Consider the following 23154-nt stretch of genomic DNA (forward strand, 5'->3'; position numbering starts at 1 on the left):
GGCCAATCCATCAGGGGTGAAATAATGAAAAAATCATTGGCATCAATGTGTCTGAGCGCTGTATTAACGGTCGCTTTTTCTTATCACGCCGTCGCGGCCGATCTTCCGGAAATAGAAAAATCCGGCACCTTGAAAGTGGCGACGGAAGATGATTATGCGCCGTTTAACTTTATGAATAATGGCCAGGCTGATGGCTTTAACAAAGATATGCTTGAGGAATTACGTAAGTACGCAAAATTCCATGTCGACCAGAGCATATTACCGTGGACCGGATTATTAGCGGCTGTCTCCACCGGGCAATACGATATGGCCTTAACCGGGGCGGTTATTACCGATGAGCGGCTGAAGGTCTTTGATTTCACCCCACCGTGGGCCTCCGCGCAGCACTATTTCGTCAAACGCGCTGGCGATACCTCGCTAAATACCATTGCCGATCTCAGCGGCAAAAAAGTGGGGGTACAGGCCGGGAGCGCGCTGCTGGCGCGTTTGCCGGAGCTGAAGGCGATGCTGGAGAAGACCGGCGGCAAGCTGGGGCCGGTGGTGGAGTATCCCTCCTATCCGGAAGCCTACGCCGACCTGGCGAACAAGCGACTGGATTACGTGATTAACGTGGTGATCTCGGTAAACGACCTGGCGAAAGCCAAACCGAAGGTCTTCGCCAAAGGGCTGGCCGTCTCCGGACCGGGGTATATGGCGTGGCCGATCCCGAAAAACTCGCCGCAGCTGCTGGCCTATATGACCAGGTTTATGAACCACATGAAGGAGACCGGCAAGCTCGCCGAACTGCAGAAAAAATGGTTCGGCGAAACCTATGACAACCTGCCGACCGAGGCGATCACCAGCCCGGAACAGTTTCACAAACTCGCCGGACTGTAATATTCCGCGGCGGGCGACCGCCGCCTGTTGCTGAGAAGGAGGGCCTCATGGATGCAATTTCCTGGCAGTTATTAATCGAAGGCGCATGGACGACCCTCTGGATTTCGGCCATCGCTATCGCCTTCGGGGTGGTGGCTGGCCTGCTGATCGCCCTGGTACGGATGCTGCGCCTGCCGGTGATCGACCAGCTGCTGGTGGTCTATATCAGTCTGGCCCGCGCGACGCCGCTGGTGACGCTGGTGCTATTTCTGTTCCTTTCCCTGCCCACGATGGGCATTAACCTCGACAAGAACGTGGCCGCCATCGTGGCGCTGACGCTTAACACGTCGGCGTTTAACGCTGAGATCTGGCGCAATGCCTTCCGCACCTTTCCGCGCGAACAGCGGGAGGCGGCGGAGTCGGTAGGGATGCGCCGCTGGACCTACTTCCGCTACATCATGCTGCCGCAGATGTGGATCGAGAGCCTGCCGGCGCTGGTCAATGAGATGTCCTTTTTGATCAAAGGTAGCCCGGCGATCGCCGTGATTGGCGTGGTGGATCTCACCCGGGTCACCAACCGTATCTCCTCGGTCACCTACGAGCCGCTGTCGCCGATCCTCGCCGCCGGCCTGCTGTATGTGGCGATCATCGGCTGTTTGTTGAAGCTGCAGGGTATCGCGGAACGTAAAGCCAGGCGTCTGGCGCGCTAGGAACGGGAGGCATTATGAATCAGTGGGGCGTTATCTGGTCGGTTCGCGATAGCTTTATTGCCGGGTTATTCGCGACCCTCGAACTGTTTATTACCGCCGCCCTGGCGGCGCTGATTATCGGTATTGCGCTGTGTTATTTTAGCGAATATCAAAAGAAAGTGATTAACCGGATTATTATTGGTTTCGTCAGCCTGATGCGCGCGATCCCTTTTTTGATCCTCGCTTATCTTCTGTATTACGGACTGCCGCAGCTCGGTATTAGCATGGAGCCGTGGACCGCCGGTTTACTGGCCCTGATTATTTATCATGGCGCCTATTTCTTTGAAATATTGCGCAGCCAGCGGCGGGTATTTTCCGGCGGATATATTGAAGCGGCAATTGCTCAGGGCTTTTCTCGCTATGCCATTTTTCGGCGGATTATTTTACCCAATATCGTCTCTTCCGCCTTACCGCTGATCGGCAATCAGCTGATTATTTGCCTGAAGGACACCGCTTTCCTGAGCATTATTACCGTTCAGGAGATCACCGCCGCCGCCAACAGCGTCCAGGCGACCTATTTTATTCCGTTTAACGCCTTTATCGTCGCCATTGGGCTTTACTGGGCGATCAGCATTCTACTGGAGCTGCTGATTAAGCGCCTGACCGCCTGGGGAGCCAAAAGAGGAATGAGCCATGCCTGAGTCTATTGCCGTAAGCGTCAAAAACGTCTCCAAACAGTTCGATAATGTGGAAGTCCTGCGGGATATTAACCTGACGGTGGAGAAGGGGACCGTGGTGAGTATTCTCGGCTCGTCCGGGTCGGGAAAATCCACCCTGCTGCGCTGTATGAACTGGCTGGAACAGCCGGACCGCGGTGAAATTCATATCGGCGGTCAGCGGCTGGGGATTGATGAACAGCGCGGCCGGGCGATGTCGCACCGCCAGCTGGCCAAAATCCGCGAGCGGGTGGGGATGGTCTTTCAGAGTTTTAACCTGTGGCCGCATCTGACCGTGCAGCAGAACGTCAGCGAGGCGCTGCTGCGCGTTAAGGGCATGAAACGAGACGAGGCGAAGGCCATGGCCATGCAGCAGCTGGAGAAAGTGGGCATGGCGCACAAAGCCGATGTTTACCCGATCACTCTCTCCGGCGGGCAGAAGCAGCGGGTGGCGATCGCTCGTTCGCTGGCGATGTCGCCGGAAGTTATTCTCTTCGATGAACCGACGTCGGCGCTGGATCCGGAGCTGGTTAATGAGGTGTTGGGGGTAATGAAAGCCCTTGCCGCCGAGGGCTACACCATGGTGGTGGTGACCCACGAGATGGATTTTGCCCGCCAGGTGTCCAATGAGGTGGTGTTTCTGGAGAAGGGACTGCTGATTGAGAAGGCGCCGCCGGAGAAGTTCTTCACTCAGCCTGACTCCGAACGCGTCAGGCAGTTTCTGCAAAGCAGCCGTTAGTCCGGCCTGCATTCCCTGCCGGCAGCGCCGACAGGGGATGCGTCGGGTTTCGCTTAATCCCGGTCGATAGCGAACGGCTGCCACGCCTGACGCACCGGCATCACCTCCACCCGGTTAATGTTCATATGCGCCGGCAGCGTGGCGATATAAAACATCTGCTCGGCGATATCGCGCGCGCTCAGCGGCGTGGTGCCGCGATAGAGCTTATCCGATGCCGCCTGGTCGCCTTTGGTTCGCACCAGGGTAAATTCGGTCTCGGCAATCCCCGGCGCCAGATCGGTGACCCGCACGCCGGTGCCAAGCAGATCGCAGCGCAGGTTATAGCTGAACTGCTTCACAAACGCCTTGCTGGCGCCATACACATGGCTGCCGGGATAGGGCCACTGCCCGGCGATCGAGCCGATATTGATAATACTCGCCCCGGCGCCATGGCGGATCAGCGTCGGCAGCAGGGCGTGAGTGACTGTCACCAGACCGGTGACGTTGGTGTCGATCATCGTTTTCCAGTCCTCCAGCGCCACCTCCTGCGCCGGCAGCGGCGACAGCGCCAGCCCGGCGTTGTTGATCAGGGTGGTGATATCGGCGAAATCGGCGGGCAGCGACGCCACGGCGGCAGCCACCGCCTCGCTGTCACGAACGTCAAGCTCAATAATATGCACCGGCACCCTGGCGGCGAGTCTGTCCTGCAAGGCCTTCAGTCGCGGATAGCGGCGCCCGCTCAGCACCAGCGACCAGCCCGCGTCGGCAAACACCTGCGCTGCCGCTTCGCCAAAACCCGAGGTCGCCCCGGTGATAAACACTACGTTGCTCGTTGCCATCTCATTCTCCTGTGCGGTTGTCCCTTCACTATAAAAACGCCGGACGACAAGGCACAGGGCCAGACGACGGGCGGGGATGTGACACCGTGTCACATCGTTATGCGCGCACTGGCTCTATCCGATTTGCGCGGCCAAGGCCAATGATGAAGCCAACCACTACGACATGAGAGAGGGCAGGGTATGAAGCTGGCAATTCACAACGAGGTCGCGGTAAGCAATGACGAAGTTCGGCAATTAGATCGCGCCTATGTGTTTCATTCATGGTCGATGCAGGGCAATCTCAACCCGCTGGTCATCGCCGGGGCGCAAGGCTGCGAGCTATGGGATTATGAGGGGAACACCTGGCTCGATTTCAGCAGCCAGCTGGTGAACGTCAACATTGGCTATCAGCACCCCCGGGTATTGGCGGCCATGAAGTCGCAGCTGGAGACCCTGGTCACCATCGCGCCCGCCACCGCCAACCTTGCCCGCGGCGAAGCGGCGAAGCGCATCGTCGACCTGGCGCCGGCGGGCTTCAGTAAGGTGTTCTTCACTAACGCCGGGGCGGATGCCAATGAGAACGCGATTCGCATGGCGCGGCTCTATACCGGGCGCGACAAGGTGCTGTCGGCCTATCGTTCCTATCATGGCAACACCGGCAGCGCGATCGCCGCTACCGGCGACTGGCGCCGGGTGCCGAATGAGTTCTCCCGTGGCCACGTTCACTTCTTCAACCCCTACCTTTACCGCAGCGAGTTCAACGCCGCGACTGAGGAAGAGGAGTGCCAGCGCGCGCTGGCGCATCTGCGGCGGATCATTGAATGCGAGGGGCCGACGGCCATCGCGGCGATCCTGCTGGAGTCCATCCCCGGCACCGCCGGGATCCTCGTGCCGCCGGCAGGCTATATGCAGGGCGTGCGCGCCCTGGCCGACGAGTTTGGCATCGTGCTGATCCTCGATGAGGTGATGGCCGGCTTTGGCCGCACCGGCAGCTGGTTCGCGTTCGAGCAGGATGGCGTGGTGCCGGATCTGGTGACCTTTGCCAAGGGGGTTAACGCCGGCTACGTGCCGGCGGGCGGGGTGCTGATTAGCGAGCCGATTGCCCGCTACTTTGACGACCACTTCTTTGCCGGGGGGCTGACCTACTCCGGCCATCCGCTGGCGATGGCGGCGATTGTCGCCACCATCGACGCGATGAAAGAGGAGAAGGTGGTTGAGAACGCGGCCTCTATCGGCAACGAGGTGCTGCGCCCCGGTCTCGAGGCGCTGGCGGAGAAGCACGCCATTATCGGCGAGGTGCGCGGTCGCGGCCTGTTCCAGGCGCTGGAGCTGGTGAGCAGCCGTGAACAAAAAACGCCGCTGACCGCCGCCGACATGGCCGCGATCAAAGGGGCCCTGACCGAAGCCGGGCTGCTGGCCTTTGTGGTGGAGAACCGCATTCACGTGGTGCCGCCGTGCACCATTACTGCTGAGCAGGTGGCGCAGGGGCTGGCGATTTTTGATGCGGTCTTTGCTCGCTTTGCCAGTCTGGCGAAGTAGGGGAGGGGGCCGGATACTGTTGCCCGGCGGCGCGCTTGCACGGGCCTACGGGGTGTGAGCCTGTGAATGGATCCTGTAGGCCGGGTAAGGCGCAGCCGCCACCCGGCGAAATCAAGGATACCGTGCCTGATATCTTGCCCGGCGGCGCTGCGCTTGCACGGGCCTACGGGGTGTGAGCCTGTGAGTGGATCCTGTAGGTCGGGTAAGCGAAGCGCCACCCGACAAAACAACCGCGCATACGCTGGCCTCACCTCATCCGGTGCTCTCCATTGACCAACGCTTCGCGATCGAAAAAGCGCTGGATCACGCCCTCCGCCATAAACGCCGCCCGATCGGACATATGGGCGATGACGTCGGCATCATGGCTGACCAGCAGATAGGTCATGCCGTGCTCCTGTTTCAGGCGATTAAGCAAATTGAGAATTTCCGCCTGCACCGACATATCCAGCGCCGAGGTCGGCTCATCCAGCAGCAGGATCTGCGGGCGCAGCAGCAGGGCGCGGGCAATGGCCACGCGCTGCCGTTGCCCGCCGGAGAGCTGGTGTGGATAGCGGCGGACGGCGTCGGCGGCCAGCCCCACCTGCTCAAGGGCGGTGGTCACTCGCGGGGCAACGTCGCGGATGCCGTGGATCTGCAGCGGCTCCGCCAGGGTGCGCCACAGGGTATGGTTGGGATGCAGCGAGGCGTACGGATCCTGAAACACCATCTGCACGTTGCGCCGCAGATCGCCCTGAAAGCGGGCGCCCGGCATAATGGCCTGGCCGAGCAGATCCACGCTGCCGCGCCATTCACGCTGCAATCCGGCCAGCACGCGCAAAATCGTCGATTTGCCGCAGCCCGAGGCGCCGATCAGGCTGAAGGTTTCCCCGGCGTCGACACGGAAACTGGCGGCGGAGACCGCCGTCTTCGCGCCGAATGTAACCTGTAAATCCTGAAGATTAACGATCGCCATGGGTTGTCTCCGTAAAGTCCTGGGTTCTGTCGAGGGTCGGCAGCATCTGGCCGTAGGTGTGGGCATTTGGCCGGCAGGTCCACAGGGTGTGGGTGTAAGAGTGCGTCGCGCTCGGCAGCGCCCGCGCCGGCATCTCGTCGACCTGTCTCCCCTGGTACATCACCAGCACGCGATCGCAATGCGCGGCTACCAGCAGTAGATCGTGGCTGATCAGTAACATGGCCATCTGCCGCTGCGCGCTCTGCTCCACCAGCAGCTCGAGGATCTGGTTGCGCAGGCGGGCGTCGAGGGCCGAGGTCGGCTCGTCGGCTATCAGCACCTTCGGGTTATTGAGCAGCGCGAGGGCGATCATCACCCGCTGTCCCATCCCGCCGGAGAGTTCGCCGGGATAGCGGCTGAGGACCGGCAGATCCAGACCGACGGCGGCGATGGCGTCTTTGACCGCCTCAGCGCGCGCGCGGCGGCTCAGACGCTGATGCAGGGTTAACGCCTCCTCCAGCTGCGTCTGAATGGACTGCACCGGATTCAGCGCATAGCGCGGGTCCTGCAGCACCATGGCGATATCGTTGCCGCGCAGCGCGCGCCAGCCGCGGGCGCTGAGGGTCAGCACATCGCGCCCCAGCACCTCCAGCCGTTCAGCGCTCACCACCCCGGGCTTGCGCACCAGGCCCATCAGCGCCCGGGCGGTCATCGATTTGCCGGAGCCGGATTCGCCCACCAGCGCCAGCCGCTCGTTGCCGAGGGTGAAGCTGACGTTGTCCACCACCCGGGCGGTGGGATAGTCGACGGCGAGTCCCTGGACGGTCAGTCGGATGTCAGTCATGTTGCGGCTCCAGAATATCGCGCAGGCCATCGCCCAGCAGGTTAAACGCCAGGCTGGCGAGCAGGATCGCCGCGCCGGGGATGGCGGCGATCCACCACTGGTCGAAAATCACCTGCATCCCGTCGGCAATCATCGCTCCCCACTCCGCCATCGGCGGGCGGGCGCCCAGGCCGAGAAAGCCGAGCCCGGCGGCGGCGAGGATAATGCCCGCCAGATCGAGCGCCAGCCGGACAATCGCCGACGGCAGACACAGCGGCAGAATATGGCCGACCAGCAGCCGCCCGCCGCGAATGCCCAGCATCTCCGCCGCGGCGAGGTAGTCGCTATGGCGCAGGCGCTGAATTTCGCTGCGCGCCTGACGGGCGTAGGCCGGCCAGGTGGTCAGGGCTAACGCCAGCGCGCCGTTGACCAGCCCCGGGCCAAGCATCGCCACGAACGCGAAGGCGAGGATCAGGCGCGGCATCGACATCACCACGTCGGTAAAGCGCATCAGTATCCGCTCCAGCCACCCGCCATAGTAACCGGAGAGGATACCTACCAGCAGCCCGACGGGCAGGGTAATGGCGGTCACCAGCGCCACCAGACCCAGCGCCGGGCGGGCGCCGTAGAGCAAGCGCGACAGCAGGTCGCGGCCGTAGCTGTCGGTGCCGAGCCAGTGTCCCGCCCCGGGCCCCTGCAGACGAGCGGCGGCATCCTGCCAGTTGGGATCGTGCGGCGCCAGCCACGGGGCGAACAGCGCGGTCAGCACCAGCAGGATCACCAGGGTCAGGCCGCTGAAGGCGGCGGGTGAGCGGCGCAGACGGCGTAAAAACAGATAAGTCGGCATCAGCGCACCCTCGGATCGGTTAACCGTACCAGCAGGTCGGTCAGGTTATTGATCAGCACAAAACTCACGCCGATCAGCAGCGTGCCGCCCATGATCGCCGTGGTATCCCCAGCGAACAGCGCCGTGGTGAGGTAGCGGCCGATCCCCGGCCACGAGAAGACGGTTTCGGTGAGCACCGCCCCTTCGAGCATGGAGGTCCAGGCGAGAGCGGTCACCGTCAGCAGAGTGCCGCGGATATTGGGCAGGACGTGGCGCAGCAGAATCGTCATCTCTCCGGCCCCTTTGGCCCGCGCCAGCAGAATGTACTCTTTGTTCATCTCGCTCAGACAGGCGGAGCGGGTCAGGCGGGTGATGCTCGCCAGCGAGTAATAGGCCAGCACCAGCACCGGCAGCGCCAGATGGCCGATCGCATTTTTAAACGCCGCGGTATCGCCGGAGAGCCAGGTGTCGATCAGCGCAAAACCGCTGCGTGGCTCGACGGTGTACTGATAAATATCGTCGAGGCGACCCGGGCCTGGCGCCCACTGCAGCCGGGCGTAGAACAGGGCCAGCATCAGCAGGCCGAGCCAGAAAATGGGCACCGAGTTGCCCAACAGGGTAAAGGTGCGAACCGCCAGATCCCACGGCGAACCGGCGTAACGAGCGCACAGCACCCCGGCGACGATGCCCAGTACCGCGCCGACGATCAGCGCCAGGGTCGCCAGCTCAAGGGTCGCCGGGAAGACCGCCAGCAGATCGTGGAGCACCGGCTGGCCGGTAGCGCTGGCGATGCCAAGATCGCCATGGGCCAGGTTGACCAGGTAGTGCCAGAACTGCACCGGCAGCGGCTGGTCGAGACCCAGCTGATGGCGAACCTGGTCATAGGTCGACTGGCTGGCATGGTCGCCGACGATCTGTAGTACGCGGTCGACGGGCGACAGCGCGGAGAGCGAGAAGGTGACCAGCAACAGCCCGAACAGCGTGAGCAGCAGCGTAAACAGCCCCTGCAGCAGGCGGGTAAGGTGAGTGGAAAACGATGGCATGGAAAATGGAAATTCCTGGTATATCAGCATTGTACCCGGCGGCGCGATGCCGACCGGGCCCGGGTGAGGAGTCGGTCATCCGGGCAGACAAGGCCGCCGTACCCGGTGACAAAACCCGCTTACTTGGTCACGTTATCGTACCAGACCATGTCGGCGTTCAGTCCCTGCTGATAGCCCTTCACGTTGTCACGCACCACGATCTGGGTTTTTCCCTGGTCAATAAAGACGTACGGCGAATGCTGGAGCAGGGTTTCCTGCATCGTTTTGTACAGGCCGAGGCGTTTCGCCGGGTCCGGCTCCGCCACCGCGGCGAGGGTGGCTTTATTCAGCTCAGGGATCTGCCAACCGTTGAGCCCGGCCACGGTGCTGGATTTACCATCGTTCCAGGCAAAGGCGCTGGCATTGGAGTGGGCATCAAAGTAGTCCGGGATCCACAGGCGGATCGCCGCCTGATGCTGCTTCGCGCGCACCCGGGCATAGACCTGGCTGCCGGCGGCGGGTAGCAGATCCACCTTCACCCCGCCCTGGGCAAAGCTGGCCTGCAGCGATTGGGCGATGGTGATAAACGGCGGTTTGTTCTCCACATCGAGGGTGAAGTGGGCATCCTTAATGCCCGCTTTATCGAGGATAGCCTTAGCTTTTTGCGGATCAAAGGTGAACGGATTAGTCTCCAGCGCCCCCGGCAGGCCGGCCGGCAGGAAGCTTTGGTGAATAAAGTACTGGCCTTTCAGCAGATTTTTGGTGATGCCCTCATAATCGACCAGCCAGCGCGCCGCCTCCCAGAAGGCCGGATTATTGAGCAGCGGGTTGGCGCTGTTGGCGGTATTAAACACCAGGTAGTTCTGCTCGGCGGACGGGATGCTCAGCACCTTCACGCCGGGTTTATCCTGCAGGGCGGCAATCTGGTCAGCGCCGAGATCGCGCGCCACGTCGGCATCCCCCTGCTGGATCAGCAGGCGGCGGGAAGCCGGATCAGGGACATTTTTAACAATGATGCTCTTGATCTTCGGCGCGCCGGTGGGGGAGCTGGCGTTGGCTTCCAGCACGATGGCCTGATGCGGCTGGTAGACGCGCATTTTATAGGCCCCGCTGCCCGCCGAGTGCATCTTCAGCCAGTCGTTGCCGAAGTCGTTATTTTTCGCGTTCGGCGCCACCTGTTTTTCATCAACGATAGAGGCGATGGGGGTGGAGAGAATATTCAGCGCCACCGCCGGGCTGACGTCGGCGGTCCAGTGCAGCGTCAGGGTATGGTCATCAACCTTTTTCAGCTGGCTGGCGATGTTGTCCGGCTGCCAGCCGAGCACGTTGAGAATAAACGCTGGCGATTTATTCAGCGTCACCGCGCGGGTGTAAGAGAAAATCACATCTTCCGGGCGCAGCGGATTACCGGAGGCGAATTTGGCATCCGGCTTCAGTTTAATGGTCAGGGTTTTCGCCGCCGGATCCGCCTGCCAGTTTTCGGCGAGGATCGGTACGATTTTTTCAGGGTTGTTGCGGTCCGGCTGCACCAGACGCTGATAGAGGCTGGGGACCGTCTGAATGCTGGAGAGTTCGTTAGCTTCCGCCGGGTCGAGGCTGACGATATCGTCGAGACCCTGGGCGACCACCAGCGTGTTGGGCGGCGTGGCGGCATGCGCGGCGGCGGAGAGCGCCGACAGTAGCAGTAAAGGCAACAGTTTTTTGGTCATGTGCAATCCCTGAAGAATGGTTATTTTATTGTTTTATGCCTCGCTACGTTAGGCCGCTTGCCATAAGGCGTAAAGTCAAAATAAGGATATCCTTATGCTAAAAATGCATATTCAAGAACGACAGGTTATTGCCGGTCGCGCAGAAGCGCCTTTCTCCGCTGCGGGGTTCTTGCTATAACGCATTGTCTATTGCGAGGAGGTGGGTGTGCCGGAAATCAATGAGTATGGCCAGCAGGTGAACGACCTGGTCCCTGGCTGGCAGGGGGCGCAAGTCCTGCGGCGGACGGCGTTAAATGGCCGTTTTTGCCGCCTGGAGCCGCTGGACGTTGACCGTCATGCGGCGGATCTGTTTGCCGCCTATGCGCTCGGCGACAACAGCGACTGGACGTGGCTGGCGTCTACGCGGCCGGAGAGCGTGGCGGCGACCGCCCACTGGATCGCGGGCAAGGTGAATGATGATGCTCTGGTGCCGTATGCGGTGGTTGACCTGCGTAGCGAGCAGGCGGTGGGCATCGTCAGCTATATGGCGATCGAGCGGGAAATGGGCACGGTTGAGATCGGCCATGTCACCTGGTCGCGACGGATGAAAAACACCCCGCTGGGTACCGAAGCGGTCTGGCTGCTGCTCAAAAACGGCTTTGACCATGGCTATCGTCGGCTGGAGTGGAAATGCGATTCGATGAATGTCGCCTCGCGCCGCGCCGCCGAGCGGCTGGGCTTTAGCTGGGAAGGACGTCTGCGGCAGAGGCTGGTGCGTAAAGGGCGGACGCGCGACAGCGATATGCTGTCCATCATCGACGGCGAGTGGCCTGCGCGCGATGCGGCGCTGCGGGCGTGGCTGGCGGCGGAGAACTTTACTGCCGACGGTCAGCAGATTAAGCGCCTGGAGGCGTTTCGCTAACATCAACCTATGGGGTCAAAACCCGGAACGGCACCCCGGTCGCGCTGCGCTTACCGGGGCTACGTTACATCGCCTCAGGGTAGGCCGGGCAAGGCGTAGTCGCCGCCCGGCATTGACCTGTTAGCGGCGAACCGGCGCGTCGCCAGCGACATAATACGTCGCGGTGCTGCGCGGCAGCGGCTGGCGGCCGCGAATGGCGTCGGCCATCTTCTCGCCGATCATAATGGTGGTGGCGTTGAGATTGCCGGTGATGATCTGCGGCATGATCGAGGCGTCGACCACCCGCAATCCTTCCAGACCGTGGACGCGGCCCTCGCCATCGACCACCGCCATCTCGTCGTAACCCATCTTACAGGTCCCGCACGGGTGGAACGCGGTCTCGGCGTGGTTGCGCACAAACTCATCCAGTTCGGCATCGCTCTGGCATTCTATTCCCGGACTGATTTCGCGGCCGCGATACTTATCCAGCGCCGGCTGGTTCATGATCTCCCGGGTAATGCGGATGGCGTCGCGGAACTCCTGCCAGTCCTGCTCATGGGACATATAGTTAAACAGGATCGCCGGATGGGCGTGCGGGTCGCGCGACTTCAGGCGCACGTGGCCGCGGCTGGGCGAACGCATCGAGCCGACGTGGCACTGGAAGCCGTGCTCTTTCACCGCGTTGGAGCCATTGTAGTTAATCGCCACCGGCAGGAAGTGGTACTGAATGTTCGGCCAGGCGAACTCTGCGCGGCTGCGGATAAAACCGCCCGCTTCGAACTGGTTGCTGGCGCCGATGCCGGTGCCGCCGAACAGCCACTCGGCGCCGATCTTAGGCTGGTTCCACCACTGTAGCGCCGGGTAGAGCGATACCGGCTCTTTGCACTCGTACTGCAGATACATCTCCAGATGGTCCTGCAGGTTCTCACCCACGCCGGGGAGATCGTGCACCACCGGGATATCGAACTGCCTGAGCAGCTCCGGGTTACCCACGCCGGAGCGCTGCAGGATCTGCGGCGAGGCAATCGCCCCGGCGCACAGCAGCACCTCTTTGTTGGCCGTCGCTTTTGACGGGATCGTGCTCTCTCCCTCCAGCCACTCGACGCCCACCGCGCGCTTGCCGGCAAAAATAATGTGATCGGTCAGCGCATGGGTGCGGATGGTCAGGTTCGGGCGACCGCGCGCCTGGTCGAGATAGCCGCGGGCGGTGCTGGCGCGACGGCCCTGCGGCGTCACGGTGCGGTCCATCGGGCCAAAGCCTTCCTGCTGGTAGCCGTTGAGATCGTCGGTACGCGGATAGCCCGCCTGCACCCCGGCTTCAACCATCGCCTCGAAGAGCGGATTATTGCCCGGCTTCGGCGTCGTCACGCTCACCGGGCCATCGCCGCCGTGGTAGTCGTTAGGCCCGATATCGCGGGTTTCCGCTTTCCGGTAGTAGGGCAGGCAGTCGAGATAGCTCCAGTGTTCCAGACCCGGCTCTTTGGCCCAGTTATCCAGATCCATCGCGTTACCGCGAATGTAGCACATGCCGTTGATCAGCGAGGATCCGCCGAGCCCTTTGCCGCGTCCGCACTCCATGCGGCGATTGTTCATGTACGGCTCAGGTTCGGTCTCGTAGGCCCAGTTGTAGCGCTTGCCCTGCAGCGGATAAGCCAGCGCGGCGGGCATCTGGGTGCGGAAATCGAACCGGTAGTCAGGGCCGCCGGCTTCCAGCAGCAGGACGGTGGTGTTTGGATCTTCAGTCAGTCGTGTTGCCAGAACGTTGCCGGCGGAGCCGGCACCAATAATGATGTAGTCAAATTGCAAAAAAACCTCCCGGTTAAAATATGGACTGGAATTTACCCATCTCAACCTGGATGGACTTCACCTGGGTGTAACTCTGCAGCGTCATCACGCCGTTCTCGCGGCCAATGCCGGAGTGTTTGTAGCCGCCAACCGGCATTTCCGCCGGGGATTCCCCCCAGCTGTTGATCCAGCAGATGCCGGCTTCCAGCTGGTGGATAATTCGGTGAGCGCGGTTGAGGTTGGGCGTCACCACGCCGGCGGCGAGGCCGTATTCGGTGGCGTTGGCGCGGCGAATGACCTCCGCTTCGTCGGCATAGCTGAGGATCGACATCACCGGGCCGAAGATCTCTTCGCGCACGATGGTCATCTCGTCGCTGCAATCGGTAAACACCGTCGGGGCGACCCACGCGCCGTTATCGAAACCGTCGCCTTTCAGCGCCTCGCCGCCGCACAGCAGGCGCGCGCCTTCGCGTTTGCCGCTCTCGATATAGCGCAGAACGTTGTCGCGATGGGGGAAGCTGACCAGCGGGCCGAAGTTGGTGTCGTCGGCAAACAGATCGCCGGCGCGGATGCGGGCCACCCGCTCGAGGATCTTGTGCTCGAATTCCGCCTTCTGTTTCGCCGGGACAAACACCCGGGTGCCGTTGGTGCAGACCTGACCGGAGCTGTAGAAGTTGGCCATCATGGCAATATCGGCGGCGAGGTCGAGGTCGGCATCATCGGCGATAATCAGCGGCGATTTGCCGCCCAGCTCCATGGTGACCTCTTTCAGTGATGAAGCGGCCGAGTTGGCCATCACTTTTTTGCCGCTGGCGACGCCGCCGGTGAAGGAGATTTTGGCGATGTCCGGATGCTCGGTCAGATACTGGCCGGTTTCCGCGCCGATCCCTGGCAGGACGTTAAACACCCCGTCCGGCAGGCCCGCTTCGCTGTAAATTTCCGCCAGCTTGAGGGAGGTCAGCGGGGTGACTTCGCTCGGTTTGAAAATCATCGCATTGCCAGCGGCCAGCGCTGGCGCCGATTTCCACAGGGCGATCTGGATCGGGTAGTTCCACGCGCCGATCCCGGCTACCACCCCCAGCGGTTCGCGACGGGTGTAGACGAAGGAACTGTCGCGCAGCGGGATCTGGCTGCCTTCCAGCGCCGGGATCAAGCCAGCGTAATACTCCAGCACGTCGGCGCCGGTGACGATATCGACGGCGGCGGTTTCGCTGAGAGGTTTCCCGGTATCCAGCGTCTCCAGTCGCGCCAGCTCGTCGTTGCGCTGGCGCAGAAGGTCGACGGCGCGACGCAGGATACGCGAGCGTTCCATGGCGGTCATCGCCGCCCAGATTTTTTGCCCACGCTGCGCGCTCTCGACGGCGCGGTCGACATCCTCGCGTCCGGCAGCCTGAACGGTCGCCAGCACCTCGCCAGTGGCAGGGTTGATGGTCTCGAAGGTGCGACCGCTGGTGGCCGATGTATAACCACCATTAATATAAAGCTGCTGTTCTGCCATTCGGGACATAACGCCTCCTCGGTTATGGGTTCGGTAAATGCTGACGAATAAAGTGGCTGGTCAGCGACTGCGCCAGCGTTTTATCCAGCGGTTTGCCGCTGAGCGCCGCCCGCAGCCACAGGCCGTCTATCAGCGCCGCCAGCCCGTAGCCGGCCTCCTGCGCCTGCTCGCGCGGCAGCTCGCGGCGGAATTCGTACACCAGGTTCGACAGCAGGCGACGGCTGCTGACCTGCTGTAACCGATAAAGCATCGGCTGGTGCATGCTGCTGGCCCAAAAGGCCAGCCAGGCCTTCATCGCCGCGCTGCTGATCTGCGTCTCATCAAAGTTGCCGCCGACAATCGCCTGCAGACGCTGGCTGGCGCTGCCGTCCGGCAGAGCGTGCAGACGGTTGAGCACCGCGTCGCGCAGCTGGCTGGTGATGTCGCGCATGGTCGCCTCCAGCAGACCATTTTTGTCTTTGAAATAGTGACTGATGATCCCCGTCGATACGCCCGCCCGCCGGGCAATTTGCGCGATGGTCGCGTCGTGCATTCCGACTTCATTTATTGCGTCCAGCGTGGCGTCGATCAGCTGCCTGCGCCGGATCGGCTGCATCCCCAGTTTGGGCATTTTTGCCACTCCATTCATCAGCGTTGGTTAACTATTAAAGCGGTTTTTGATTGGACGTTCAATATAAAATGTGTCTTAATTGTTGCGGATTTGGATTTTAATAGTTACAAAAACAGTGGGGATACTGGATGACAGATCTTTCGCAAAGCAGAGAAAAGGACAAAATCAATCCGGTGGTTTTTTATACCTCGGCCGGACTGATTTTGTTGTTTTCCCTGATGACGATCTTTTTTCGCGATTTTTCTGCCGAGTGGATTGGGCGCACCCTGGACTGGGTGTCGAAAACCTTCGGCTGGTACTATCTGCTGGCGGCGACGCTGTATATCGTCTTCGTCGTCTGCATTGCCTGCTCGCGCTTCGGCTCGGTGAAGCTCGGGCCGGAGCAGTCAAAGCCCGAGTTCAGCCTGCTGAGCTGGGCGGCGATGCTGTTCGCCGCCGGCATCGGCATCGACCTGATGTTCTTCTCAGTCGCCGAGCCGGTGACGCAATATATGCAGCCGCCGGAAGGGGCGGGGCAGACCATCGAGGCGGCGCGCCAGGCGATGGTCTGGACCCTGTTTCACTATGGCTTAACCGGTTGGTCAATGTATGCCCTGATGGGCATGGCGCTGGGATACTTTAGCTATCGTTATAATTTGCCGCTCACCATCCGCTCGGCGCTGTACCCGATTTTTGGCAAACGGATCAATGGGCCCATCGGCCACAGCGTCGATATTGCGGCGGTGATCGGCACCATCTTCGGCATCGCCACCACCCTCGGTATCGGCGTCGTGCAGCTCAACTACGGTCTGAGCGTGCTGTTCGATATTCCGGACTCGCTGGCGGCGAAAGCGGCCCTGATTGCGCTGTCGGTGATCATCGCCACCATCTCGGTCACCTCCGGGGTGGACAAGGGCATCCGCGTGCTCTCCGAACTGAACGTCGCTCTCGCGCTGGGGCTGATCCTGTTCGTGCTGTTCATGGGCGATACCTCCTTCCTGCTCAATGCGTTAGTGCTCAACGTCGGCGACTACGTCAATCGCTTTATGGGCATGACGCTGAACAGCTTCGCCTTCGACCGGCCGGTGGAATGGATGAACAACTGGACGCTCTTTTTCTGGGCGTGGTGGGTGGCCTGGTCGCCGTTTGTGGGCCTGTTCCTGGCGCGCATTTCGCGCGGGCGCACCATCCGCCAGTTTGTGATGGGCACCCTGATTATTCCCTTCACCTTTACCCTGCTGTGGCTGTCGGTGTTCGGCAACAGCGCGCTGTATGAGATCATCCACGGCGACGCGGCCTTTGCCCAGGAGGCGATGGCCCACCCGGAGCGCGGCTTCTACAGCCTGCTGGCGCAGTATCCGGCGTTTACCTTTAGCGCGTCGGTGGCGACCATCACCGGTCTGCTGTTTTACGTTACCTCCGCCGACTCCGGCGCGCTGGTGCTGGGGAACTTCACCTCGAAGCTGAAGGACATCAACAGCGACGCCCCGAACTGGCTGCGCATCTTCTGGTCGGTGGCCATCGGTCTGCTGACCCTCGGGATGCTGATGACCAACGGCATCTCGGCGCTGCAGAACACCACGGTGATCATGGGGCTGCCGTTCAGCTTTGTGATTTTCTTCGTGATGGCCGGACTGTATAAATCTCTGAAAGTGGAAGATTACCGCCGGGTCAGCGCCAGCCGCGACACCGCCCCGCGCCCGATGGGCCTCCAGGATCGTCTGAGCTGGAAGAAGCGCCTGTCGCGGCTGATGAATTACCCCGGCACGCGCTATACCAAACTGATGATGGAGACGGTGTGCTACCCGGCGATGGAGGAGGTGGCCCAGGAGCTGCGGCTGCGCGGCGCGGCGGTGGAACTGAAGAGCCTGCCGCCGGAAGAGGGTGAGAACCTTGGCCACCTCGATCTGCTGGTGCACATGGGCGACGAGCAGAACTTTATCTACAAGATCTGGCCGCAGCAGTACTCGGTGCCGGGCTTTACCTATCGGGCGCGCAGCGGGAAATCCACCTATTACCGGCTGGAGACCTTCCTGCTGGAGGGCAGTCAGGGTAACGACCTGATGGACTACAGCAAAGAGCAGGTGATCACCGATATTCTCGACCAGTACGAGCGGCACCTGAACTTTATCCATCTGCATCGGGAAGCGCCGGGGAACAGCGTGATGTTCCCGGATGGCTAATCAGGGAAGCCCCCGTCGGGGAAAGGCTGACGGGGGCGATGGTCGTTACTGGTAGTTAAAGGCGTCCGGATGGTTGTCGAGGCTGCCGCTGAGGGCGGCAAACAGCACGGTTTTGCCATCGATGGACAGGGCATCGCTGACGTTAAGCCAGGTCAGCTTCTCCTGGTCGGTTTTTTCATCGACCACCGAGTAAACGCCGGACATCTGTTTGCTTTTTTCCGACCAGATCACCGCGATACGTTCATGGCCGCAGTCGTGGGGTTTGCAGGCGCTTAACACCTGCCAGGATTCGCTACCCAGTTTCACCGTCTGCGCGGGCGAACCGGTGCCGCCGGTGGTCACCCAGGCGGGCAGCTGATGGCCTTTGACCATCTGGTTAAACGACGCCCGGGTGGTGGCATCGTGAGCCAGACTGTTCAGCGTGACATCGCTTTGCGCCATAACGCTGGCGGAGGCGGCTAAGGCGACGATAGCGGTAAGAGCTTTAAACATGTTTCCTCCTGGACTTATTCCGTCCTCATAACAAGCCTCTTTATAGTGAGCGTAGAGAATGATTAATGCAAACTCTGACATATTTTCTGTGAATGATTAGAGGCGGTGCGCGCATGGACGTTACGCTAAGCGATATGCCATGATGCGGATTGATTTATTTTCCAAATATATGCCCTTGGGATAAAGCAGTTAGCGAAGTGGCATAGTTATTCAGGCGATAAAGCATGGCGTATGTGAATCATCTACTGACGTTTATTGAGAGTAATCCGGCGCTGGCGGTGGGGTTTAATCTTATTCTGCTGCTGCTCTCCGGCATATTTGCCCATCTTTTATGCAAGTTCTTGCTGATTAAAGTGGTGCGTAAGGTCTTCTTTAGTAGCCACAAACAGGATGTGCCGCTGGAGAAGGATCGACGCATCGCCGAAAAGCTGTCCAATTTCATTCCGGTTATTATCGTCTATTACGTTCTGCAGTTTATGCCGGCGATGCCGGCATCGCTGGTGACGGCGATTAATACTATCTGCGGGATCTTGTTTTTTATTTTTATGTCGGTGTTTTTTAACGAGATGCTGGATATTGTCAACAGCTCCTATCTGCGAAAGACCAAACGTAAAAATCATTCCATTAAGGGCTATATCCAGATAGGCAAAATCTTAGTCCACATCCTGGCGGCGATCATGATCCTCGCTGTGATGTCGAACAAATCGCCGATCATTATTATCTCCAGTCTGGGGGCCGTGGCGGCGGTACTGATGATCGTGTTCCAGCATACTCTGCTGTCGCTGGTGGCGAACGTTCAGCTGTCGTCCAACGACGTGCTCCAGCTGGGGGACTGGATTGAAATGCCTGACAAGAACCTCAGCGGTGAGGTGACGGATATCGCGCTGCACACCATTACCATCCGCAACTGGGACAATACCATCTCCCGTATCCCGACCAAGAATTTCCTCACCGAGACCTATACCAACTGGCAGGCGATGTTCTCCTCCGGGGCGCGGCGGATCATGCGCAGTATCGCCATCGATCAGCACTCGGTGCGTTTTCTCGACCAGGAGATGCTCTCCTCGATGCTGACCATCCGCGGGGTGAGTGAGCCTCTGGCGACGCTGCTTGACGGCCGGGATCCCGGCGGCGTGGCCGACCGCTGGTTTATCGATAACGGGCTGACCAACCTGACCCTGTTTCGCCACTATCTGATGCACTATCTCGCCGAGCGGCCGGATATTATTAAGGAGATGTACATTGTGGCGAGAACGCTGAAACCGTCGCCGTCGGGCATCCCGCTGGAGATTTACTGCTTCACCACCTCAACGCTGTGGAAAGACTACGAAAACACCCAGTCGGCGATATTTGAGTACATTACCGCGGTGGCTGGACAGTTTTCCCTGCGCCTCTATCAGTATCCCGCCGGGCACGATTTCTGGCGTCTCTCACAGGAGCACGCCGCCCGGACGGGCCTGCCGCCGTCGGCCGAAGGCTAAGCGCTGATCTGCTGGCGCCAGAGGGCGATCTCCTCCTCCAGCCAGGCGATGAACCGGGCGACCTCCGGCCGGTTCTCCGCCTGCGGGGAGACGGTTAGCCAGTAGTGCCAGGGGTAGGGGACTGTGACGGCGGTGAGCTGCACCAGCTCGCCGCGGGCTATCGCCCCCGCCACCAGGGAGCGCCGCTCCAGCGCCACGCCGGCCCCCAGGCGGACCGCCTCCAGCACCAGATTGGAGTCGTTCAGGCGCAGGCCCGCGGGGACGATCGGCTTTTCCAGCCCCGCCTGGCTGCACCAGGCGTTCCAGGACTCCATGGAAAAAATAATATCGCTGGCGGCGATCGCCTGCGGGGTGGTCGGCAGGTTACCGCCGCGATAGCCGGGGGCGGCGACCACCAGCTGTTCATCGGCAAACAGATGCCGGCTTTCCATTCCCTCCCAATCGCCTTGCCCCATGCGAATGGCCAGATCGATACCCTCCTGTTGCAGGTTAACCACCGCCAGGCTGGTCAGCAGGCGCACCGCGATCTGCGGATGCCGCGCCTGAAAGCGCGCCAGCCGCGGCAGCAGCCAGTGACAGCCAAAGGAGGGGAGCGTCGCCAGGGTCACTTCCAGGGTGCGGGGTTTGATCTGCACCATGCGCGTGGCGTCGGCGATGTGCTGTAACGCCTCGCGGATTTGCAGGGCATAGAGCCGTCCTTCTTCCGTGATGCGCACTCCGCGGCCGTGGCGGATAAAGAGCGTGACGCCGACCAGGGCTTCCAGCTGTTTGATGTGCTGGCTGACCGCCGAATGGGTCACGCTCATCTCGTGAGCGGCCTGCGTTACGCTGCCGAGGCGCGCCACCGCCTCAAAGCTGCGCAGGCTGGCGACAGGGGGAAAATCTGCCATGGTGATCTCTCAGTCAGTGAGTCGATACGTTAACGTTACTACCGGATTAGCGGGTTTTATAGCCGCCGCGAACAGGCTGAAAAAGGGGCTAAATGCCGCCTCAGTCGGTATAGCACAAGGGGGACTGGAGGGCTACAGCGAGTCGCCAATCTGTTAGTTTTACTAACCGTTGCGGTAAGTATCTGGTGATATTCGCGGCATCGGTTTTCCAGTAAGGTAAAGCCGCAACCTCTTTATCGCAGGCAGGAGTGACGATGAAACTCATTGGTATGATGGATTCACCTTATGTAAGACGCGTGGCGGTTTCTCTGGCGCTCTATGGCGTGGAATTCGAGAGCCTGCCGCTATCGGTCTTTAGCGGCTTTGACGAATTTTCCCGCATTAATCCGGTGGTCAAGGCGCCGACGGTGGTGCTCGATAACGGGACGCAGCTGATGGACTCCACGCTGATCCTCCACTATTTCGAAACGACCAATCCGGCCGGGCGCCGGCTGCTTCCCGCGCATCCCGAGGCGCTGGCCCGCGATCTGCACCTGCTGGGGGTGATCCTCGCCGCCTGTGAAAAAGCGGTCCAGCATGTTTATGAGCACCGTCTGCGGCCGGAAGAGAAGCAGCATCAGCCGTGGATAGCCCGGGTGACCGGCCAACTGCTGGCCGCCTGTCGGGAGTGGGACGCCCGGCTGGCAGACCGCGCCGCCGCCGCGCAGCCGGATCAGGTGCTGGTCACCAGCACGGTGGTCTGGTCCTTTATCCAGTTGATGATCCCGGCGGTGGTGTCGGCCGCGGCGTTTCCGCATATTCGCGCGCTGGCGGAGAAGGGGGAGGCGCTGCCGGCGTTTCAACAGTATCCGCTGGGTTAACGGCAGGGGGGGAGAGGGGCGCCGCAGCGTGGCGCCCTGAAGCAGGAGAGGATCACCAGCAGACAAACCCGCCGTCGACCACCAGGTCTACGCCGGTGCAGAACGAGGCGGCGTCGCTGGCGAGGAACAGCGCCGGGCCGGCCATCTCTTCCACCTTCGCCATCCGCTGCATCGGCGTCTGGCTTTCAAACTCGCGGGTCTGGTGCACCATCTCCGGACGGGTATTCATCGGCGTGGCGGTATATCCCGGGCTAATGGAATTGACGCGGATCCCTTTGCCCACCCACTCCATCGCCAGGCTTTTCGACAGATGGATCACGCCGGCTTTGGAGCAGTTGTAATGCGCCTGGTCGAGGCCGCGGTTAACAATAATCCCCGACATCGAGGCGATATTGATAATCGACCCGCCGCCGGACTCCAGCATCAGTTCCGCTTCCGCTTTGCAGGAGTTCCATACGCCAGTGAGATTGATATCGATCACCCGCTGCCATTGCTCGCTCTCCATCTCCAGCGCCGGATTGGCGTTGGCGATCCCGGCGGCGTTGACGGCGATGTCGAGGCGGCCAAAGCGGTTTTTGGCCAGCGCAACGGCGGCGCGCAGGTCGGCAATCTGGCGGACATCGCCGGTAAAAGAACAAGCCTGACCGCCGATGGATTCAATATGGCTGACCGTTTCCGCCAGCCCGCCGTCGTCGCGAAGATCAAAACAGACTACCCGCGCACCCGCGCTGGCGAGGCTGCAGGCGATGGTCTGGCCGATGCCGCTGCCGGCGCCGGTGACGAAAGCGACGCGATCCCGCAGGTTAAACAGCTGCTGTGCAAAATCTTTACCGATCATAATGTTTACTCTCTTCAATATAGTGTCGAACGTCGGGAGCCCTGTTTCCCGAATGGCGGCGCGCCGCGCCTTATCCGGGCTACCTTTCGGCGGTGTTACGTAGCCCCGGTAAGCGTAGCGCCACCGGGGGGCCGTCCCGGAGTGGTAGCGCCAATTCGGGACGCCTTATTCGGGCGATGGGGCCCGCTAACCCGCGGGGATTACGACATAATCAAACCGCCATCGATATTGATGGTCTGCCCGGTGAGATAGCGCGCGTCGTCGGAGGCGAGGAAGGCCACCAGCCCGGCCACGTCTTCCGGCTTACCGGCGCGTTTCATTGGGATCCCTTCGACCCATTCCGCCATCAGTTCGCCCTTGCCGTAGCGCTTCTGCTCGGTGCTGAGAATTTCGCCCCACACGCGGTCGTTGTAATCCCACATCTCGCTCTCAATGATGCCGGGGCAGAAGGCGTTGACGGTGATGTTCCACGGCGCCAGCTCGTGCGCCAGGCTTTGGGTAATGCCGATCACGCCCATTTTGCTGGCGGCGTAGTGCGGCGTGTAGATAAAACCCTGTCGCCCCTGGCCGGAAGAGGTGTTGATCAGGCTGCCGTGATTCTGTTTCACCATATATTTGGCCGCCTCGCGGCAGCACAGCCATACGCCGGTGGTGTTGACCGCCAGCACTTTTTCGAAATCGGCTTTTGGCATCCGGTCGTAGTAATCGATGGTGATCACCCCGGCGTTCTGAATGGAGACGTCGATGGTGCCGAAGCGCGCGGCGGCCTGCTCATATAGCCCCTGAACCTGGGCTTCATCGGTGACATCGACCTGCAGCGATAAAATATCCGCCTGATAGCGCTGACGCAGGGTTTCGGCGGTCTCGTGAACGCGCTCGGCGTTGGAGACCATCACCAGATTCGCGCCGTCGCGGGCAAAGCGCTCGGCAATGCCTGCGCCGATGCCGCGGCAGGCGCCGGTGATCACCACCGTTTTGTTCTGGAAATCTCGTTGCATATTTTTTCCCTTTC

22 protein-coding genes are annotated in these 23154 nt (G+C 61.0%); 9 read left to right on the top strand and 13 right to left on the bottom strand.

Annotated features, from left to right (window positions below; translation table 11 throughout):
• Positions 1-24: 24 nt before the first annotated feature.
• From BHE81_RS18790 to BHE81_RS18805, 4 genes are read left to right on the top strand one after another with little or no spacing between them, the layout of a single operon-like run.
• The gene (locus BHE81_RS18790; protein WP_004176946.1) at positions 25-876 is read left to right on the top strand and encodes a transporter substrate-binding domain-containing protein; all 852 of its coding nucleotides are present in this window, start codon (positions 25-27) and stop codon (positions 874-876) included.
• Between the two features lie 47 nt (positions 877-923).
• A complete protein-coding gene (locus tag BHE81_RS18795) occupies positions 924-1565 on the top strand; it encodes an amino acid ABC transporter permease (protein WP_002893187.1) in 642 nt (213 codons plus the stop codon).
• A gap of 14 nt (positions 1566-1579) precedes the next feature.
• Positions 1580-2245 carry an amino acid ABC transporter permease gene (locus BHE81_RS18800; protein WP_002893189.1) on the top strand — a complete coding sequence of 222 codons (666 nt, stop codon included), beginning with the start codon at positions 1580-1582 and terminating at the stop codon, positions 2243-2245.
• Positions 2238-2999, top strand: a complete 762-nt coding sequence (locus BHE81_RS18805) for an amino acid ABC transporter ATP-binding protein (RefSeq protein ID WP_004151676.1) — start codon at positions 2238-2240, stop codon at positions 2997-2999. The genes BHE81_RS18800 and BHE81_RS18805 overlap by 8 nt, the downstream gene beginning before the upstream one ends.
• A 53-nt stretch (positions 3000-3052) precedes the next feature.
• Here BHE81_RS18805 and BHE81_RS18810 read toward each other — a convergent pair whose 3' ends face one another.
• Complete coding sequence (locus BHE81_RS18810; RefSeq protein WP_004176941.1) at positions 3053-3817, bottom strand: SDR family NAD(P)-dependent oxidoreductase; 765 nt, start codon at positions 3815-3817, stop codon at positions 3053-3055.
• A gap of 180 nt (positions 3818-3997) precedes the next feature.
• Here BHE81_RS18810 and BHE81_RS18815 point away from each other — a divergent pair, with 180 nt between their 5' ends.
• A complete protein-coding gene (locus BHE81_RS18815; protein WP_004214933.1) occupies positions 3998-5335 on the top strand; it encodes an aspartate aminotransferase family protein in 1338 nt (445 codons plus the stop codon).
• Between the two features lie 247 nt (positions 5336-5582).
• On the opposite strand, the gene BHE81_RS18820 is transcribed toward BHE81_RS18815, so the two are convergent.
• The 5 genes from BHE81_RS18820 to BHE81_RS18840 all read right to left on the bottom strand — a co-directional run bounded on the left by BHE81_RS18820 (position 5583) and on the right by BHE81_RS18840 (position 10646).
• The gene (locus BHE81_RS18820) at positions 5583-6287 is read right to left on the bottom strand and encodes an ABC transporter ATP-binding protein (RefSeq protein ID WP_004178936.1); all 705 of its coding nucleotides are present in this window, start codon (positions 6285-6287) and stop codon (positions 5583-5585) included.
• Positions 6274-7110, bottom strand: coding sequence for an ABC transporter ATP-binding protein (locus BHE81_RS18825; protein ID WP_023302199.1), 837 nt, complete (start codon positions 7108-7110; stop codon positions 6274-6276). The genes BHE81_RS18820 and BHE81_RS18825 overlap by 14 nt, the downstream gene beginning before the upstream one ends.
• Entirely contained in the window at positions 7103-7936 is an 834-nt protein-coding gene (locus BHE81_RS18830; RefSeq protein WP_004142505.1) for an ABC transporter permease, read from the bottom strand. Before BHE81_RS18830 ends, BHE81_RS18825 begins: the two co-directional genes overlap by 8 nt.
• Positions 7936-8958 (bottom strand): ABC transporter permease, encoded by a 1023-nt coding sequence (locus tag BHE81_RS18835; protein WP_004176937.1) that lies wholly within the window; start codon positions 8956-8958, stop codon positions 7936-7938. The genes BHE81_RS18830 and BHE81_RS18835 overlap by 1 nt, the downstream gene beginning before the upstream one ends.
• 119 nt (positions 8959-9077) lie before the next feature.
• A complete protein-coding gene (locus tag BHE81_RS18840; protein WP_110246408.1) occupies positions 9078-10646 on the bottom strand; it encodes an ABC transporter substrate-binding protein in 1569 nt (522 codons plus the stop codon).
• 205 nt (positions 10647-10851) lie between these two features.
• On the opposite strand from BHE81_RS18840, the gene BHE81_RS18845 reads away from it, so the two are divergent.
• Entirely contained in the window at positions 10852-11547 is a 696-nt protein-coding gene (locus BHE81_RS18845; protein WP_002893466.1) for a GNAT family N-acetyltransferase, read from the top strand.
• Positions 11548-11667: 120 nt separating this feature from the next.
• On the opposite strand, the gene betA is transcribed toward BHE81_RS18845, so the two are convergent.
• From betA to betI, 3 genes are read right to left on the bottom strand one after another with little or no spacing between them, the layout of a single operon-like run.
• Positions 11668-13332 carry a choline dehydrogenase gene (gene betA / locus BHE81_RS18850; RefSeq protein ID WP_004142489.1) on the bottom strand — a complete coding sequence of 555 codons (1665 nt, stop codon included), beginning with the start codon at positions 13330-13332 and terminating at the stop codon, positions 11668-11670.
• Between the two features lie 13 nt (positions 13333-13345).
• Positions 13346-14818, bottom strand: a complete 1473-nt coding sequence (betB, locus tag BHE81_RS18855; protein WP_023279733.1) for a betaine-aldehyde dehydrogenase — start codon at positions 14816-14818, stop codon at positions 13346-13348.
• A gap of 13 nt (positions 14819-14831) precedes the next feature.
• Positions 14832-15419, bottom strand: a complete 588-nt coding sequence (gene betI / locus BHE81_RS18860) for a transcriptional regulator BetI (RefSeq protein WP_004151671.1) — start codon at positions 15417-15419, stop codon at positions 14832-14834.
• Between the two features lie 128 nt (positions 15420-15547).
• Between betI and betT the strand changes: the two genes are divergently transcribed.
• Entirely contained in the window at positions 15548-17581 is a 2034-nt protein-coding gene (gene betT / locus BHE81_RS18865) for a choline BCCT transporter BetT (protein WP_004142478.1), read from the top strand.
• A 45-nt stretch (positions 17582-17626) separates the two neighbouring features.
• On the opposite strand, the gene ivy is transcribed toward betT, so the two are convergent.
• Positions 17627-18073: an Ivy family C-type lysozyme inhibitor gene (gene ivy, locus BHE81_RS18870; protein WP_023342938.1), complete on the bottom strand. Its 447-nt coding sequence runs from the start codon at positions 18071-18073 to the stop codon at positions 17627-17629.
• A gap of 224 nt (positions 18074-18297) precedes the next feature.
• Between ivy and BHE81_RS29140 the strand changes: the two genes are divergently transcribed.
• Complete coding sequence (locus BHE81_RS29140) at positions 18298-19554, top strand: mechanosensitive ion channel family protein (RefSeq protein ID WP_002893489.1); 1257 nt, start codon at positions 18298-18300, stop codon at positions 19552-19554.
• On the opposite strand, the gene BHE81_RS18880 is transcribed toward BHE81_RS29140, so the two are convergent.
• Positions 19551-20444 carry a LysR substrate-binding domain-containing protein gene (locus tag BHE81_RS18880; protein WP_004142467.1) on the bottom strand — a complete coding sequence of 298 codons (894 nt, stop codon included), beginning with the start codon at positions 20442-20444 and terminating at the stop codon, positions 19551-19553. The genes BHE81_RS29140 and BHE81_RS18880 overlap by 4 nt on opposite strands.
• 254 nt (positions 20445-20698) lie before the next feature.
• On the opposite strand from BHE81_RS18880, the gene BHE81_RS18885 reads away from it, so the two are divergent.
• Complete coding sequence (locus BHE81_RS18885; protein WP_012068413.1) at positions 20699-21304, top strand: glutathione S-transferase; 606 nt, start codon at positions 20699-20701, stop codon at positions 21302-21304.
• A gap of 52 nt (positions 21305-21356) precedes the next feature.
• Here the strand turns inward: BHE81_RS18885 and BHE81_RS18890 are convergent, their stop codons facing one another.
• Both BHE81_RS18890 and BHE81_RS18895 read right to left on the bottom strand, forming a co-directional pair.
• Positions 21357-22142 (bottom strand): SDR family oxidoreductase, encoded by a 786-nt coding sequence (locus tag BHE81_RS18890; RefSeq protein WP_023342937.1) that lies wholly within the window; start codon positions 22140-22142, stop codon positions 21357-21359.
• A 200-nt stretch (positions 22143-22342) separates the two neighbouring features.
• Complete coding sequence (locus tag BHE81_RS18895) at positions 22343-23140, bottom strand: SDR family oxidoreductase (protein ID WP_002893589.1); 798 nt, start codon at positions 23138-23140, stop codon at positions 22343-22345.
• Between the last annotated feature and the right edge of the window lie 14 nt (positions 23141-23154).

Source organism: Klebsiella sp. AqSCr, assembly GCF_008452795.1.
In the GTDB taxonomy this organism is placed as follows: Bacteria; Pseudomonadota; Gammaproteobacteria; order Enterobacterales; family Enterobacteriaceae; genus Klebsiella; species Klebsiella pneumoniae.

Bases quoted from the DNA above. Each gene is read 5' to 3' on its own strand.
- BHE81_RS18790 (WP_004176946.1), top strand. From the start codon at position 25: ATGAAAAAATCATTGGCATCAATGTGTCTGAGCGCTGTATTAACGGTC.
- BHE81_RS18795 (WP_002893187.1), top strand. From the start codon at position 924: ATGGATGCAATTTCCTGGCAGTTATTAATCGAAGGCGCATGGACGACC.
- BHE81_RS18800 (WP_002893189.1), top strand. From the start codon at position 1,580: ATGAATCAGTGGGGCGTTATCTGGTCGGTTCGCGATAGCTTTATTGCC.
- BHE81_RS18805 (WP_004151676.1), top strand. From the start codon at position 2,238: ATGCCTGAGTCTATTGCCGTAAGCGTCAAAAACGTCTCCAAACAGTTC.
- BHE81_RS18810 (WP_004176941.1), bottom strand. From the start codon at position 3,817: ATGGCAACGAGCAACGTAGTGTTTATCACCGGGGCGACCTCGGGTTTT.
- BHE81_RS18815 (WP_004214933.1), top strand. From the start codon at position 3,998: ATGAAGCTGGCAATTCACAACGAGGTCGCGGTAAGCAATGACGAAGTT.
- BHE81_RS18820 (WP_004178936.1), bottom strand. From the start codon at position 6,287: ATGGCGATCGTTAATCTTCAGGATTTACAGGTTACATTCGGCGCGAAG.
- BHE81_RS18825 (WP_023302199.1), bottom strand. From the start codon at position 7,110: ATGACTGACATCCGACTGACCGTCCAGGGACTCGCCGTCGACTATCCC.
- BHE81_RS18830 (WP_004142505.1), bottom strand. From the start codon at position 7,936: ATGCCGACTTATCTGTTTTTACGCCGTCTGCGCCGCTCACCCGCCGCC.
- BHE81_RS18835 (WP_004176937.1), bottom strand. From the start codon at position 8,958: ATGCCATCGTTTTCCACTCACCTTACCCGCCTGCTGCAGGGGCTGTTT.
- BHE81_RS18840 (WP_110246408.1), bottom strand. From the start codon at position 10,646: ATGACCAAAAAACTGTTGCCTTTACTGCTACTGTCGGCGCTCTCCGCC.
- betB (WP_023279733.1), bottom strand. From the start codon at position 14,818: ATGTCCCGAATGGCAGAACAGCAGCTTTATATTAATGGTGGTTATACA.
- betI (WP_004151671.1), bottom strand. From the start codon at position 15,419: ATGCCCAAACTGGGGATGCAGCCGATCCGGCGCAGGCAGCTGATCGAC.
- betT (WP_004142478.1), top strand. From the start codon at position 15,548: ATGACAGATCTTTCGCAAAGCAGAGAAAAGGACAAAATCAATCCGGTG.
- ivy (WP_023342938.1), bottom strand. From the start codon at position 18,073: ATGTTTAAAGCTCTTACCGCTATCGTCGCCTTAGCCGCCTCCGCCAGC.
- BHE81_RS29140 (WP_002893489.1), top strand. From the start codon at position 18,298: ATGGCGTATGTGAATCATCTACTGACGTTTATTGAGAGTAATCCGGCG.
- BHE81_RS18880 (WP_004142467.1), bottom strand. From the start codon at position 20,444: ATGGCAGATTTTCCCCCTGTCGCCAGCCTGCGCAGCTTTGAGGCGGTG.
- BHE81_RS18885 (WP_012068413.1), top strand. From the start codon at position 20,699: ATGAAACTCATTGGTATGATGGATTCACCTTATGTAAGACGCGTGGCG.
- BHE81_RS18890 (WP_023342937.1), bottom strand. From the start codon at position 22,142: ATGATCGGTAAAGATTTTGCACAGCAGCTGTTTAACCTGCGGGATCGC.
- BHE81_RS18895 (WP_002893589.1), bottom strand. From the start codon at position 23,140: ATGCAACGAGATTTCCAGAACAAAACGGTGGTGATCACCGGCGCCTGC.